The following is a 13836-nucleotide window of genomic DNA, read 5'->3' on the forward strand; positions in this document are numbered from 1 at the left end:
TTGCTCCGATGGTTTATCAAAATACGATGACCGGAGTCTTTTTTGAAGCGTGGTTTCAGCAATGCCTACTGCCCGCATTGACTCAAAAATCGGTGATTATTTTAGATAATGCACGATTTCACCGTATAGGTGTCTTACGGGAAATGGCGGAAAAATTGGGACATAAGGTATTGCCTCTTGCACCCTATTCACCTGAGCTCAATCCGATTGAGAAGGTGTGGGCGAATATTAAGCGGTATCTTCGAACCGTATTGTCTGATTACGCCCGATTTGACGATGCGTTACTGTCCTATTTTGTTTTTAATTGACTATAGTACGGTAAGGCAACGCTGTACTGGTTTTTGTTAATTCACTATATATGCCTATGCCAATAATCCGCCGTTTCGTTTTCAGGTAGCCTTTGCGATGGCAAGAGGCTACCTGAAAAACCGGCGGTATGTTTTCTCAATCCAGCCCGCAAATCCGCAGGCGCGGTTCAGTGGGGGCGTATTCGCGTTCAGCGGCGGGGGCGGCAATGCCGCCGAACACCATTTGGCTGCGCAGCCGCCAGTGAGCGGGAATCTGCCACGTTCGGGCGACGGCTTCGTCAATCAGCGGGTTGTAATGCTGGATGTTCGCTCCGATTCCGGCGGCAGCGAAGGTTGTCCAAATCGCGTACTGCATCATGGCGAATTCTTTGTCGGCGGACACGGGGAAGGTGTCGGCGTAAAGCGGCATGCGCTGCTGCAAGTCTGAAACCACGTCCGTGTCTTGGTAAAACAGGATGCTGCCTGCGGCGGCGCGGAAGGCGGCGAGTTTGGGCGCAGTCTGTTTGGCGAAGGTTTCGGGCGGCGCGGCGGCCTGCAGCACTTCAGCGGCAATGTCCCACAATTTTTCATGTTCAGCGCCGAACAGGACGAGCAGGCGGACGGAGTGGGAGTTGAACGGCGAGGGGCTGTATTTCAGCGCGTGGCGGACGATGGCGGCGATTTCTTCGGGCGGCAGGGGCAGGTTACGGTTAAGCGCGTACACGGAACGGCGCGCTTCGGCGTTCTGCATAATGGTTTGGTGGTTCATTGGGGGGATTCTCCTGTGTGATGCGGATAGAATGGGGGCAGGCTACCTGAAATATCTTCCTGCGCAGTCGGGTATTCACGCTGCTGTGCTTATCCTTGCAAACCCAGCATCAGAAAACCGTAGGCAGTCCACAGCCACAATGCGAGCGAAACCAGGCATCTGCCTGTGGCGCTATGCCTTTTCAGGTAGCCTGCAATCAGCATGGCAGCTATCGCCGACAACACGGCAATGGTGTATTCGGGCGGCACGTTCGGAAAAATGAGCACGCCATACCAGCCCAGCGTAGCGCCGAGCAGCCAAAGCGGCAGCTGCGCAAGTAGCACGGCAAATGCTTCGAGCAATCCTATTTCTCCATGCCGCAGCATGGTCATGGTGTGCGGCAAAATAATCAGCACCATCAGCAGCAAAGTGCATAGGTGCGGCAGCAGGATGGTTTTCAACCAAGATTTGAGGATAGGCGGCATATTTTCTTTGGCATAACGTTTGCAACAGCCCGCGGGGGAGATGGCTTGATTATCGGCAAAAGACAATGCGGCCATTCTGCCTGCCCTGCCCCAAAAAGGCTACCTGAACATGCCGTGCCGCGCAGTTTTTGCGAAGCCGGCTTTCAGGTAGCCTTTTTTCAAGACATACAGCTGTTTTTTACCACTGATACAGCGCGCCCGCGCCAACGCCGGTGCGGCCTTGGGAATTGACGGAGAACGAGCCTTTCACAATCCAGTTGCCGCCGTCGCTGATAGACGACACACCCACGGCAATCGCAGATTGGCCGCCGTAGTAGCCGGTGCCTACGCCGATACCGGACGCGCCGGCGCGGGTTACCTGCGGAATGGAGCTTTGCGCGATGCCGCCTGCGATGCCGGCGTTGCTGTTGTCCTCCAGCTTGTCGATACGCTGATTCAGGTTGTTGTTTACCTGCTGGATCAGGTTTTGGTTGGCATTGCTGCCACCATTCATGGCTGCCTGCAGTTGGCGCACGTTCACGGCATCGGTGGGGTTGGTGCCGTCGGCCACATTACTAATCTGCTTGTTGCCTGCGTTAATGCCGTTGTTGGTCACGCTCGGGCCGTTGGCAATGGTCAGGCCGTTGTTGTTCACGGTGGTATTGCCGGTTTTTAGGCTGCCTGCATTGCCCAAATCCACGTTTTGCGCGAGCTTGAGGCGCAATGTGTTGCTGGCGTTATCGGCCACCACGCCGATGTTGTTGTCGGTGAGCGTGCCGGTGGCGCCGCCTTTTATGTTGAGCGTGGTGCCGAGCTTGCGCTCAACGGTGGTGCCGCTGTCGCCGTCAAACTTGAGCGGATTGAAGGCTTGGGCGGCGGTTTGGTTGATGGCGCTGTTCACGTTGGTTACCGTGTTGCCGTTTACCGTTATCGGCGTGTTGTTCAGCGTGTTGCCACCGGCGGTCACGCTGGTAAACGTCGGGTTGGCAACGGTTTTGACGGTGTAAATGGTTTGACCATTACCGCCTGGAGAATGGGTTACCTGAATGTTGTCGCCCGCCACCACTTCGGTTTTCGCCGCTTGGATGTTGGTGGAAAGTTGGTTGGTTATGCGTTTCACATCGCCGATATTGGCGGCATTGCTGTCGGTGTTGCCGCCGCTGGCGACGTTGGTGATTTGTTTGTTGCCTGCGTCAACACCAGTGTTGGTCACGCTCGGGCCATTGGCGATGGTCAGGCCGTTGTTGTTCACGGTGGTATTACCGGTTTTCAGGCTGCCTGCATTGCCTAAATCCACGTTTTGCGCGAGCTTGAGGCGCAATGTGTTGCTGGCCTTGTCTGCCACCACGCCGATGTTGTTGTCGGTGAGCGTACCGGTGGCGCCGCCTTTCACGTTGAGCGTGGTGCCGAGCTTGCGCTCAACGGTGGTGCCGCTGTCGCCGTCAAACTTGAGCGGATTGGCGGCTTGGGCGGCAACGTGATAAAGCTGGCTGCCGTTGATGGCATCGGTGGACGTGGCAGAAATTTCACCTGGGGCAACATGTTTGATTTGGCGCTCGTAGCCTGCCGTACCGATGGAAACCTGCGAACCATCCGTAATATTGGTGGCACCGGCAAAACCGCTGTAGGTCACGCCGTTCACGGTAGCGCTGGTTACTGGGGTTGCGATGGTGCTTGTGCGCGAACCTGCGCCGATGGCTACGGCTTTGTCTTTGTCGGCTTCCGCACCCACACCGAATGCAGATGCGCCTACTTTTGTGGCCTGCGCCCCCGGGCCGAAAGCAGTGGAAAGTGCGCCTGTGGCTTGGGCTTTCACACCCACGGCAATCGCGGCTTCAGCCGCCTCTGTGCTTTGATAACCGGTGCTCATTGACGTGCCGGTCAGCCGTAGATAATCCGCGTCCACTTGGGCTTTGGCTAAATCCCAATCATCGCTGCCGATCGCGATGGAAGAATTGCCCCTGGCGCGGGTGTTGTTACCGATGGAAGTGGATTGTCCGCCCAATGCTTGTGCATCCGGGCCGATGGCCACTGCTTGGGTAAACCCTGTTGCCTGGGCCGTCCAGCCGATGGCCACAGACTGTCTGCCGGTGGCTTTGGCAATATTGGTGGCCGTTTCGTTCGAGCCAATCACAACAGATTTCTCACCCGATGCCTCTGCTTTGTTACCGATGGCAATCGCATACAATTTTGAAGCCTGTGCCGTGTCACCTACCGCCACAGTGCCGATAGATTTCGCACCAGCATTCCAGCCCATGGCGATTGATTGTGCGTGTGTCGCTTCTGCACCCGCGCCGACAGCGATGGAATACGTACCCCCTGCCTGTGCCGACTGCGCAGCGCTGCGGCCGCCGCCAACGGCAATGGAGTTTGCACCGGAAGCTTGCGAGAAGCGGCCTACTGCCACTGAGCTCTCAGTGGCCGCATTGCTGCTGTTGCCCAAAGCCAATGCGCCGATTTGCTTAGCGGAAGCCGCTGTGCCGATGGCAACCGACTGTGATGTTACAGCGGAGCTTTTATAGCCGATGGCCACCACTTGGTTTACACCGGACACACCCTGGTTGGCATCCGTACCGATGGCAATAACGTGCTGGCCGCTAATTTTCTGCGCCGCGCCGGTACCGATACCGATCACATTATTGGCCAACACCGCATCTTTTACCGCACCCTCTCCCACGGCAATATTACGCCCTGTGCTGTTGGCGTTTTCACCGGCCGCTTTGCCAATGGCGATATCTGCCTCACCCAGCGCATTGGCACGTTCGCCAATAGCAACCGTTTGATTATGATGCGCTTTGCTGTCTGCACCGATAGCCAAGCCGGACGTGCTGGAAGCGGAAGAGTTCGCACCCAAAGCCACATTGCTCTCGCCCGCCGTTTTGGCCGATAAGCCGATGGCTACAGATTTGCCGGGCTTATTGCCGCCTACAATATCGGCCGCTGTAGTAGTGGCATCGCCACAAACCACGTTTTTGCTGTTGTCGTCGTAATAACAAAATTTATAGTCTGGGCCAGATGGCATAGCATTACCGCCCGCTGTAGTCGTGCCGGTATTTGGTGCGCCCCAAGCGGGAGAAACCGCCAGCAGCACTAAAGCGGCAGCGGCCCGCGTGGTGTTTTTGCCTTGTGATTTGGCCAGCTCGGAAACGGCCGTCCAAGTGCCGCTCACGGCGTTGTAAACAGTTTTGTACGTTTTGTTCATTGCGATATTCCTTAATTGTTGCAGACTTTGCAAATTGCTGCCCAACTGCGTTTGCATATAGAGAAAAACCGCGCATTATACTGAATATACTCAATATAGTGAATGGAAAAACCTATCTGCCGCATAAAAAAAGGCTACCTGAAAACTCGCTTGACTCGTTTTCAGGTAGCCTTTAATTCGGGCAAACGCGCTCAAGCGCCTTTGTCTTCCCCGTTCACAATCGCGCTGATGAAAGCCTCGGCCTTGTCTTTGAGCAGGAAGCGGGCGGATGGGTCGGCGGCTTCTTCGGCGTTCAGGGTGAGCGGCTCGGAGCAGTCTGCGCGGACGATGATTTCGGGCATGGAGACGATGCGCCACAGCGCGGTAAGGAGGCTGGTATTGCCGGCATAAGCGGGGGCGGTGGTGCGGCGGCCGGCACGGTCGCAATAGCGCAGCGCCACGGCCACGGCGGGCAGGCCGCTGTCTAGCGCGGATTGGAACAGCGCGGCTTTAAACGGCAGCAGCGCCACGCCGTCCGAGGCTTTGGCTTCGGGAAAGAACGACACGCTGTGCCCGGCCGTGAGCGAGCGCACGATGGCTTCGTTTACCGGCGCTACATCGCTGCGGCTGTTGCGGTTGATGAACACCGCGCCGGTACGCGCCACCACCGCGCCCACCACCGGCCAAGAGCGGATTTCGCGCTTGGCGATGAACACGGTGGGATACATGGCCATCAGAATCATCGGATCGAGCCAGGAAACGTGGTTCGCCGCGCCGAGGAACACGGGCGGGAAAGGCGGGTTGTTCGGATTGGCTTCGATACGGATGTGCAATACTTTCAACATACTGCGCGCCAAGTCTTGCATCACGTCTTTGCTGTGCTGGTTGTATTCGCGCAGGCGGAACAGGCGGTAGGCGGTGATGAAAAACCAAAACAGCAGGTGCAGGATGCGGAAGAGGCGGGTGAAGACGGAGGTGGATGGTGTGTTCATGTGTTTGTTTCGTTTGTCGGTCGGATTTTAAAAGGCTACCTGAAAAACCAAAGGCTGCCGGAAACGGCCTCAACGCTGGCATTGCGGGCAGTAGAAACTGCTGCGCTGGCCGATGGTCTGCCGCGCAATCGGCGTGCCGCACTGGCGGCAGGGTTCGCCCTCGCGGCCATATACCTGATATTGCTGCTGGAAATAGCCGCTTTGCCCGTCGCTGTGCAGAAAATCGCGCAGGCTGCTGCCGCCCGCCTTCAAGGCACGCTGCAACACGCTGCGGATTTCCGCCACCAGGCGTCGGCACTCTTCGGCGGATACGCGGTCGGCGCGGCGGGTGGGCAGGATGCCGGCGGCAAACAGCGCCTCGTTGGCATAAATATTGCCCACGCCCACCACGATTTTGTTATCCATCAGCGCGGTTTTGACGGCGCTTTTGCGGCGCGAGAACGCGGTTTTCAGGTAGCCTGCGGTAAATTCGTCCTGCAGCGGCTCGGGGCCCAGATGCTGCAACAGCGGGTGCTGCTCCGCCGGCCCGGCAAACCACAGCACCGCGCCGAAACGGCGCGGGTCGCGCAGGCGCAGCACGGTTTGGTCGTCGGTAACGATGTCGAAGTGGTCGTGCTTTTCCGGCGGCGGCGCGCTGCCGTCGGGATACACGCGCAGGCTGCCGGACATGCCCAAATGCAGCAGCATCACGCCGTGGGCAAATTCAAACAGCAAATACTTGGCGCGGCGGCGGATGTGCACAATGCGGCTGCCGACCAACTGCCGCGCCAAATCCGGCGGCACCGGCCAACGCAACTTCGGCTGGCGCACCACCACCCCGGCCACGGTTTTGCCCTGCATATAGGGCTGGATGCCGCGGCGGGTGGTTTCAACTTCGGGCAATTCGGGCATGGGAATTCGGGTTGGAAATAAACAAAGCGGGAAGTTTAGACCGTTTGCATGGTTTAGGCTACCTGAAAACCGATTTTCAGGCCGCCCCCGCGCAACTCGGACACAAATGCCGCCCGCTGTTTTTCAGGTAGCCCCTTTCACGCAAGAAGGCTACCTGAAAACGCATATTAAAGAGTTTGCATAAAACCCAATCGCGGCAGGCTATTGCTGCCCCGCCTGCTGTTTGGCGGCCTCCTGCCGCTGCCATTTGGCGCGGTGTTCCGGCTCGTAGGCGAGATTTACGATAACGATTCCGGCCTTGCCGTTGTTAACACCCTTAGCCGTCACAAAAGCCAGCAGGCTGCCGCGCTTAAACTGCTGTATACCGTTTTCGGCCAAAAACTTTTCCCGATCTTCAGCCATAACGGATATGCCGCTGTTGAGCACGGTAAATTCTTCCGCGCTCAGGTGCGGATAGGGTGCAAACCCGGCGGCTTCCAAATCTTTCACCAAGGGCGCCACTTCATTATCCGTGCGCGCCAAAATCATCATTTGCAGCAGCTTGCTCTCGCCGTCGAACGCAAACATGCGCAACGGGAAGCCGTTCTGAACATTGCTCTGATACACTTCCACCGCACCGGATTCGCTGCCGAGCCTCCGGTTGCCGAAAATTATCTCGCCATCTTCCATCTTCACCGCATCGGGATACAATGCCCGTATCTGATCCACCGTGGTTTTGCCCACTTCCACGCTTTGCAAAACAGGTGCGGCGGCAGCGGCCTGGCTGGCAGCCTCGCCATCATGGCGGCCTACATCCACACGGCAGGCACACAAGGCTGCCAGCAGCAGCGTCAGAAGAGCTTTAGCATAAACAGACATCTCAGTTTCCTTAAACAAGATTGCAGGGAGGCAGCAGAGTACAAGAGAAAGACAAACCGGGCAATGTTTAATCAACAAGAGAGGCTACCTGAAGCGCCACGATATTTTTCAGGTAGCCTTTACAGTGCGCAGAGGCTACCTGAAAAATCGTCTTAATCACTCAACTCAAATCTTTTTCATCTTGATTAACCCAACTTCACACAAACCATCGCCGGAATTTTTCAGGTAGCCTTTATCCACGGCACAGATAGGCCATTCATTGCCATATTTTCTTTTTCTTACGGATATTTGGACAAACACCGCCAAAACGTGCCAAGCGGCGAGAAGATGTTTATAATGTTAACTATCTTTAATTCCGAAAGGCTGTATATGTCGAGAATGGCCAAGGGGATTATTGCGGCCGTGGTCTCCAATATTCTGTTCGGCTCGCTGTTTATGTTCGGCCCGTGGATGCGGCCGATGAGCGGCACAGATGTGTTTGCCTGGCGTATCGTGGGCACGTTTGCCTGTGCGCTCTCTATTATGCTGCTCACTTCGGCCAAACACGATGCGGCCAAATTCCTGCACGAAATCGGCGGCAATGTGCGCCGCTGGGCGTTGGTGCTGCTGCCCGCGCCGATTATGATCGGGCAGATTTGGCTTTATATGTGGGCGCCGGTAAACGGCAAGGGCGTGGACGTATCGATGGGCTACTTCCTGTTTCCGCTTGCGATGATGCTGGGTGGGGTGATGGTGTTCCGCGAGCGGCTCGATCGATTGCAGCTGGTTGCCGTGCTGCTGGCTTCGGCGGCGGTGGCGCTGGAAATCTGGAACAGCGGCACATTTTCTTGGGTAACCATTGCCGTGTTCGCCACCTTCCCGATTTATTACATCATGCGCCGCTGGCAAGGCGTACCGCCGCTACTCGGACTCTTGCTGGATTTGATTTTGGCGCTGCCTTTCGTTATTTGGTATCTGGTGATGTATTCACCCAGCCCGGCCATGATCGAGGCCAAGCCGATTCTGCTTTTATTTGCCGTACTCTTGGGGCTCAACGGCGCGGTATCAATGCAGGTCAACCTCACAGCCAACGAGCTTTTGCCGGTGGTGCTGTTCGGCATGCTGAGCTATCTGGAGCCGGCGCTGCTGTTTCTGCTTTCGGTGTTTGTGCTGGGCGAGCATTTAGATTGGGTGGCCATGGTGAGCCACAGCCTGATTTGGGCGAGCATCATCGTGATGCTGTATCACGGCATCCAAACTATGCGCCGCGAAAAGGCAGAACAGTCTACCTGAAAATTACCTGCTGCAATCAAATGAAAACCAGGCTTCCTAAGCGGAAGCCTTTTCTTTTTCAGGCAAAAACGGCCTGGGCAGATGTGTTATAATTGGACGTTGGGTTTCAGGTAGCCTGAAATCGCATTGAGCTCACATCATTTCCCAATATAACAATACCTGTCATCACCACCCCATGCCAAATGAAATCGCCGACATCAGCTACGAAATCCTGGAAAACGAAAACGGCCAAGAAACCCCAGCCCTATTTATCGCCTGCAATATCAACAACGAAGCAGAAGCAGAGGCATTCGTGCACGAAGTGCAGCAGGCCGTTTTCAGCCAGCTTTTGATGCCCTGCCAAGAGGCCAAGCTTCTGATGATCACCATCATCGGCGGCATCGAGGCCGAAGCCTTCCGCCGGCTTTGGCTGCCTCGCGTTGAAGCAGATGAATTATTCGCCGCACTCATAGCTAGGCTGGAAACTGCCGTGGTGGTGCACGGCACACCCGCCGGCGAAATCGTCGGCCAAGCCTCCCTACTGGCCTAATCGGCTGCCGGTTAAACATCCCAATTTGCGCTGCCATTTTTCAGGTAGCCTCAAACTCATTCTCATCACAGCAAAACAACCATGACAGAACAAACCCAGCAAGAATACGGCGCCGACAGCATCCAAGTCCTCGAAGGATTGGAGGCCGTGCGCAAACGCCCCGGCATGTATATCGGCGACACCCAAGACGGCTCCGGCCTGCACCACATAGTGTTCGAAGTGCTGGACAACGCCATTGACGAAGCGCTGGCCGGCCACTGCGACAACATCACCGTGTGCATCAACGCCGACGAATCCATCACCATTGAAGACAACGGTCGCGGCATCCCCACCGGTATCCACCCCAAAGAAGGCCGCTCCGCCGCCGAAGTCATCATGACCATCCTGCACGCAGGCGGCAAATTCGACAACAACAGCTACAAAGTCTCCGGCGGTCTGCACGGCGTGGGCGTGAGCGTGGTGAACGCGCTTTCCGATTGGCTGAAACTCACCATCTGGCGCGAAGGCAAAGAGCACTTCGTGGAATTCAAACGCGGCGAAACCGTTGCCCCGCTCAAAGCCGTGGCCGACTGCCCGCCCGACAAACACGGTACGCGCGTGCAATTCATGGCCAGCGAAGAAACCTTCGGCGTGGTGCAATACAAATTTGAAACCCTGGCCAAGCGCATCCGCGAACTGTCCTTTTTGAACAACGGCGTGAAAATCGAATTGTTCGACAAACGCGACGGCAAACACGAAAACTTCGCCGAATCCGGCGGCGTAGCCGGTTTCGTCCGCTACACCACCGGCAACAAAAAGCCCCTGCACGAAAAAATCTTCTACACCATCGGCGAAAAAGACGGCATGACCGTAGAGTGCGCCATGCAGTGGAACGACAGCTACCAAGAATCCGTGCAATGCTTCACCAACAACATCCCGCAGCGCGACGGCGGCACCCACCTCACCGCCCTACGCGCCGCGATGACGCGCACCATTAATCAATACATCGAAGCCAATGAAATCGCCAAGAAAGCCAAAGTGGATACCAGCGGCGACGATATGCGCGAAGGCTTGGTGTGCGTGCTTTCCGTGAAACTGCCCGACCCGAAATTCTCCTCCCAAACAAAAGACAAACTGGTTTCCAGCGAAATCGCCCCCGTGGTGAACGAAGTGCTCAGCCAAGCCCTGCACGAATTCTTGGAAGAAAATCCGCAAGACGCCAAAATCATTTGCAGCAAAATCGTGGATGCCGCCCGCGCCCGCGAGGCTGCCCGCAAAGCGCGCGAAATCACGCGCCGCAAAGGCGTGATGGACGGCCTCGGCCTGCCCGGCAAACTGGCCGACTGCCAAGAAAAAGATCCTGCATTATCCGAGCTTTATCTGGTGGAGGGCGATTCCGCAGGCGGCTCCGCCAAACAAGGCCGCGACCGCAAATTCCAAGCCATCCTGCCGCTGAAGGGCAAAATCCTCAACGTGGAAAAAGCCCGCTTCGAAAAAATGCTCGCCAGCCAAGAAGTGGCCACGCTGATTACCGCACTGGGCACGTCCATCGGCAAAGAAGAATTCAATCTGGAAAAACTGCGCTACCACCGCATCATCATCATGACCGATGCTGACGTGGACGGCGCGCACATCCGCACCTTGCTGCTCACCTTCTTCTACCGCCAAATGCCCGAGCTGGTGGAACGCGGCTACATCTATATCGCCCAACCCCCGCTTTATAAAGCCAAATACGGCAAGCAGGAACGCTACCTGAAAGACGACACGGAAAAAGACGAATTCCTGCTCGGCCTCGCCGTGGACAAAGCCAAAATCGTTTCCGGCGGCCGCACGCTGGAAGGCGCCGAGCTGGAACGCGCCGCCAAACAGTTCCTCCGCGCCCGCAGCACCATCGAACAGGAAAGCCGCATCATCGACGGCCTCGTGCTGCACGCCCTGCTCGACACCGCCCCCATTTCGCTCGAAAGCGCCGAGAGCACCGATGCCGCCATTGCCGCCCTCACCCCCCTGCTGGCCAAAGAAGAAGTGGCGCTGGAGCGACTCGACGGCCACGAAGGCGGCCATTTCATCAAAATCACCCGCCAGCTGCACGGCAACGTGATGGTTTCCTATCTCGACCAGAAATTCATCGACAGCAAAGCCTACCAAACCATCAGCCGCACCGCCGAACAGCTCCAAGGCCTGGTTGAGCCCGGCGCCCTGCTACACAAAGGCGAAGCCGAGCCGCAACCCGTAAACAGCTTCGAGCAGGCCATCGACATCCTGCTCGCCGGTGCGCAAAAAGGCATGGCCATCCAGCGCTACAAAGGGCTGGGCGAGATGAACGCCGAACAGCTGTGGGAAACCACCATGGATCCGGAAGTGCGCCGCCTCTTAAAAGTGCGCATCGAAGATGCCATCGCCGCCGACAAAGTATTCGTTACCCTCATGGGCGACGAAGTCGAACCCCGCCGCGAGTTCATCGAAACCAACGCCCTGATTGCGCAAAATATTGATGCGTAAAGCAGCACAGATTTTTCAGGTAACCTTCCCTACAAAGGCTACCTGAAAATTTATAGTGGATTAAATTTAAATCAGGACAAGGTGGCGAGCCGCAGACAGTACAAATAGTACGGCAAGGCGAGCCAACGCTGTACTGGTTTAAATTTAATTCACTATACCCCCTTACCCCACCGTTCAACCACCACGAAAGGACACCCCATGTTCCGCCGCCTCACCGCCATCGCCGCCCTCCTCATCGCCGGCCAAGCCTACGCCCAAAGCTTTATCGCCGACACCATTCCCTACGCCCCCGAAGCCAAAGTGGCCGACCGCATCCGCCAAGAATGCACCGATTTAGGCGCAAACTTCAGCCGCAAAATCATCGAGCAAGCCAAAGCCGGCGGCATCGAACTGCAGGCCACCGGCGCCGACAGCCTCGCCGCGCAGCCCAACCGCCTCGACGTGCAGATTACCGACGCCCGCAGCTACGGCAGCGCCTTCACCGGCCACTACAAATCCATGCACATCCGCCTCACCCGCTACGAAAACGGCCAACAAACCGCCACCACCGAGCTTTCCCGCCGCTCCCTCGGCGGCATGGGCGGCATGTTTAAAAGCTCCTGCTCCGTGCTCGAACGCGTAACCGACACCCTCGCCAAAGACACCGCCGCCTGGCTGAAAAACCCCGCCGACGCCTCCGCAACCCCGGCCAACGAAGCCTCCGGCTCAGCCCAATAAACCCGAAAGGCTACCTGAAACATTTTCAGGTAGCCTCACATCAAATTAAAAAGAGACCCCGCATGAAATACATCCATACCACCGCCGACACCCTCGAACACCTCCGCCAGCAGGCCAAAAAACGCCAAAACAAACAAGGCGGCAAAATCGCCGAGCTGCTCAACCGCGCCGCCCAAGAGGCCAAATACCAAAGCTGGCGCCACGCCGAAATCTGCCACCAAGCCGGCGAACGCTTCGGCCGCACCCCGCTCACCGAAGAATGCCACACCGTAGTCGAGCACACCCGTTCCGGCCAAGACTACGTAACCGCCACCGGCTTTGAAACCGCCACCCCCAGCGCCTACCTCCTGTTCAACACCGACCAAGGCGACGCCTGGCTCTACGACGTATTCAGCCGCCGTGCCCTGTGCCTGATGCACCGCCACACAGAAGCCGAAATCACCCCCATCCGCTTTGCCGACAAACGCTTCACCATCGAATGGGACGGCCAAGTCGACCTCTCCACCCCCATCCCCAGCCTCGACCCCGAAACCGACGCCGCCCGCGCCAAACTCGGCGGCCGCTACCTCTTCCCCGAATACGTTTCCCTCATGATTGAAGACCTCGGCAGCCAGGCCGCCCGCCAAGCGCACCAATTCTTCCAAAACGAACACGGCGGCGAGAGCCAGCCCGAACACGAACACCACGGGCACGAGCACGGCCACAACTGCGGCTGCAACCACTAGCCGAAAGTGTAAACAACACTGTTACTTTCCACACCCCCAAAGGCTACCTGAAAACCAGAAGCCTCATATCCCGCCAATCCAATACCCGGAGCCCCCATGCAAGTCAACTACCTCTTCAACCAACACGACCCTTCCTACAAAGCCGTTTGCGCCCTGATTACCAAAGAAATCGTCAAAACCAGCAAACTGCCTAACCTGGTAGGATTGGGCGACCTCATCCTCCTGCTGCCATTTTTTCCGGTTACGGCTTGGTTCTGCTACAGCCTGAAACAATCGCTTGAAGCCTACGGTCTTGCCGACGACCCCATGTTTGCTAGCCTTGCCGCCGCCTGCCTGCCCATGATTGCCTACGCCTTCCTCGTTTCTACCTATTCCCTGATTGTGCGCCCCAAATGCATCGACCGAATTTATTCCAAATTGTTTGAAGCCATGAACGTTTTAATCGAAGGGCGCAACACCATCACCCTCCAACCCGACGGCCTGCTGCACGTTTCGGAAAACGGCCAAACCCAAACCCTTATCCGCTACCCCGCCATCACCCGCCTCTCCAACCTGCACCGCCACCTCGTTATCCGTATCGGCCCCATCCATTTATATGCCGTCCCCCACAGTGCCTTCGCCAACGATGAAGAATGCCGCCGATTTACCGAATTGCTGCAAAAGCACACCGGTCTCTCTGTAGAAAACTGAA

General features: G+C 56.9%; 12 protein-coding genes and 2 pseudogenes. 8 read left to right on the top strand and 6 right to left on the bottom strand.

From position 1 onward, the window contains the following. A pseudogene (locus A7Q00_RS00005) lies at positions 1–308 on the top strand (IS630 family transposase); the annotation flags it as partial. 136 nt (positions 309–444) lie between these two features. On the opposite strand, the gene A7Q00_RS00010 reads toward A7Q00_RS00005, so the two are convergent. The 6 genes from A7Q00_RS00010 to A7Q00_RS00035 form a co-directional block, all read right to left on the bottom strand. Continuing rightward, entirely contained in the window at positions 445–1056 is a 612-nt protein-coding gene (locus A7Q00_RS00010) for a nitroreductase family protein (protein WP_064088619.1), read from the bottom strand. An 89-nt stretch (positions 1057–1145) separates the two neighbouring features. Continuing rightward, entirely contained in the window at positions 1146–1595 is a 450-nt protein-coding gene (locus tag A7Q00_RS00015; protein ID WP_064088620.1) for a hypothetical protein, read from the bottom strand. Between the two features lie 103 nt (positions 1596–1698). Beyond that, a complete protein-coding gene (locus A7Q00_RS00020) occupies positions 1699–4701 on the bottom strand; it encodes a YadA-like family protein (protein ID WP_064088621.1) in 3003 nt (1000 codons plus the stop codon). A 191-nt stretch (positions 4702–4892) separates the two neighbouring features. After that, complete coding sequence (locus A7Q00_RS00025) at positions 4893–5672, bottom strand: 1-acyl-sn-glycerol-3-phosphate acyltransferase (RefSeq protein ID WP_064088622.1); 780 nt, start codon at positions 5670–5672, stop codon at positions 4893–4895. A gap of 69 nt (positions 5673–5741) precedes the next feature. After that, a complete protein-coding gene (gene mutM / locus A7Q00_RS00030) occupies positions 5742–6563 on the bottom strand; it encodes a bifunctional DNA-formamidopyrimidine glycosylase/DNA-(apurinic or apyrimidinic site) lyase (RefSeq protein WP_064088623.1) in 822 nt (273 codons plus the stop codon). A gap of 201 nt (positions 6564–6764) precedes the next feature. Beyond that, positions 6765–7421 (bottom strand): hypothetical protein, encoded by a 657-nt coding sequence (locus tag A7Q00_RS00035; protein WP_064088624.1) that lies wholly within the window; start codon positions 7419–7421, stop codon positions 6765–6767. Positions 7422–7757: 336 nt separating this feature from the next. Between A7Q00_RS00035 and rarD the strand changes: the two genes are divergently transcribed. The 7 genes and pseudogenes from rarD to A7Q00_RS00065 all read left to right on the top strand — a co-directional run bounded on the left by rarD (position 7758) and on the right by A7Q00_RS00065 (position 13835). Next, on the top strand, positions 7758–8693 hold the full coding sequence (gene rarD, locus A7Q00_RS00040; RefSeq protein ID WP_245637493.1) for an EamA family transporter RarD: 936 nt from the start codon (positions 7758–7760) through the stop codon (positions 8691–8693). Positions 8694–8868: 175 nt separating this feature from the next. Continuing rightward, the gene (locus A7Q00_RS00045) at positions 8869–9222 is read left to right on the top strand and encodes a hypothetical protein (RefSeq protein WP_064088625.1); all 354 of its coding nucleotides are present in this window, start codon (positions 8869–8871) and stop codon (positions 9220–9222) included. Positions 9223–9303: 81 nt separating this feature from the next. Beyond that, a complete protein-coding gene (gene gyrB / locus A7Q00_RS00050) occupies positions 9304–11703 on the top strand; it encodes a DNA topoisomerase (ATP-hydrolyzing) subunit B (protein WP_064088626.1) in 2400 nt (799 codons plus the stop codon). A gap of 51 nt (positions 11704–11754) precedes the next feature. After that, positions 11755–11879: pseudogene (locus tag A7Q00_RS13155) on the top strand (IS5/IS1182 family transposase); the annotation flags it as partial. A 22-nt stretch (positions 11880–11901) separates the two neighbouring features. After that, positions 11902–12420 (top strand): hypothetical protein, encoded by a 519-nt coding sequence (locus A7Q00_RS00055; RefSeq protein ID WP_064088627.1) that lies wholly within the window; start codon positions 11902–11904, stop codon positions 12418–12420. 62 nt (positions 12421–12482) lie between these two features. Next, on the top strand, positions 12483–13145 hold the full coding sequence (locus tag A7Q00_RS00060) for a hypothetical protein (RefSeq protein WP_064088628.1): 663 nt from the start codon (positions 12483–12485) through the stop codon (positions 13143–13145). 96 nt (positions 13146–13241) lie between these two features. Beyond that, positions 13242–13835, top strand: a complete 594-nt coding sequence (locus tag A7Q00_RS00065) for a YcxB family protein (protein ID WP_064088629.1) — start codon at positions 13242–13244, stop codon at positions 13833–13835. The last annotated feature ends 1 nt before the right edge of the window (position 13836 follow it).

This window comes from Eikenella halliae, assembly GCF_001648475.1.
Classification (GTDB): Bacteria; Pseudomonadota; Gammaproteobacteria; order Burkholderiales; family Neisseriaceae; genus Eikenella; species Eikenella halliae.

Excerpts from the sequence above, each read along its gene's own strand:
- A7Q00_RS00010 (WP_064088619.1), bottom strand. The coding sequence starts at position 1,056 with ATGAACCACCAAACCATTATGCAGAACGCCGAAGCGCGCCGTTCCGTG.
- A7Q00_RS00015 (WP_064088620.1), bottom strand. The coding sequence starts at position 1,595 with ATGGCCGCATTGTCTTTTGCCGATAATCAAGCCATCTCCCCCGCGGGC.
- A7Q00_RS00020 (WP_064088621.1), bottom strand. The coding sequence starts at position 4,701 with ATGAACAAAACGTACAAAACTGTTTACAACGCCGTGAGCGGCACTTGG.
- A7Q00_RS00025 (WP_064088622.1), bottom strand. The coding sequence starts at position 5,672 with ATGAACACACCATCCACCTCCGTCTTCACCCGCCTCTTCCGCATCCTG.
- mutM (WP_064088623.1), bottom strand. The coding sequence starts at position 6,563 with ATGCCCGAATTGCCCGAAGTTGAAACCACCCGCCGCGGCATCCAGCCC.
- A7Q00_RS00035 (WP_064088624.1), bottom strand. The coding sequence starts at position 7,421 with ATGTCTGTTTATGCTAAAGCTCTTCTGACGCTGCTGCTGGCAGCCTTG.
- rarD (WP_245637493.1), top strand. The coding sequence starts at position 7,758 with ATGTTAACTATCTTTAATTCCGAAAGGCTGTATATGTCGAGAATGGCC.
- A7Q00_RS00045 (WP_064088625.1), top strand. The coding sequence starts at position 8,869 with ATGCCAAATGAAATCGCCGACATCAGCTACGAAATCCTGGAAAACGAA.
- gyrB (WP_064088626.1), top strand. The coding sequence starts at position 9,304 with ATGACAGAACAAACCCAGCAAGAATACGGCGCCGACAGCATCCAAGTC.
- A7Q00_RS00055 (WP_064088627.1), top strand. The coding sequence starts at position 11,902 with ATGTTCCGCCGCCTCACCGCCATCGCCGCCCTCCTCATCGCCGGCCAA.
- A7Q00_RS00060 (WP_064088628.1), top strand. The coding sequence starts at position 12,483 with ATGAAATACATCCATACCACCGCCGACACCCTCGAACACCTCCGCCAG.
- A7Q00_RS00065 (WP_064088629.1), top strand. The coding sequence starts at position 13,242 with ATGCAAGTCAACTACCTCTTCAACCAACACGACCCTTCCTACAAAGCC.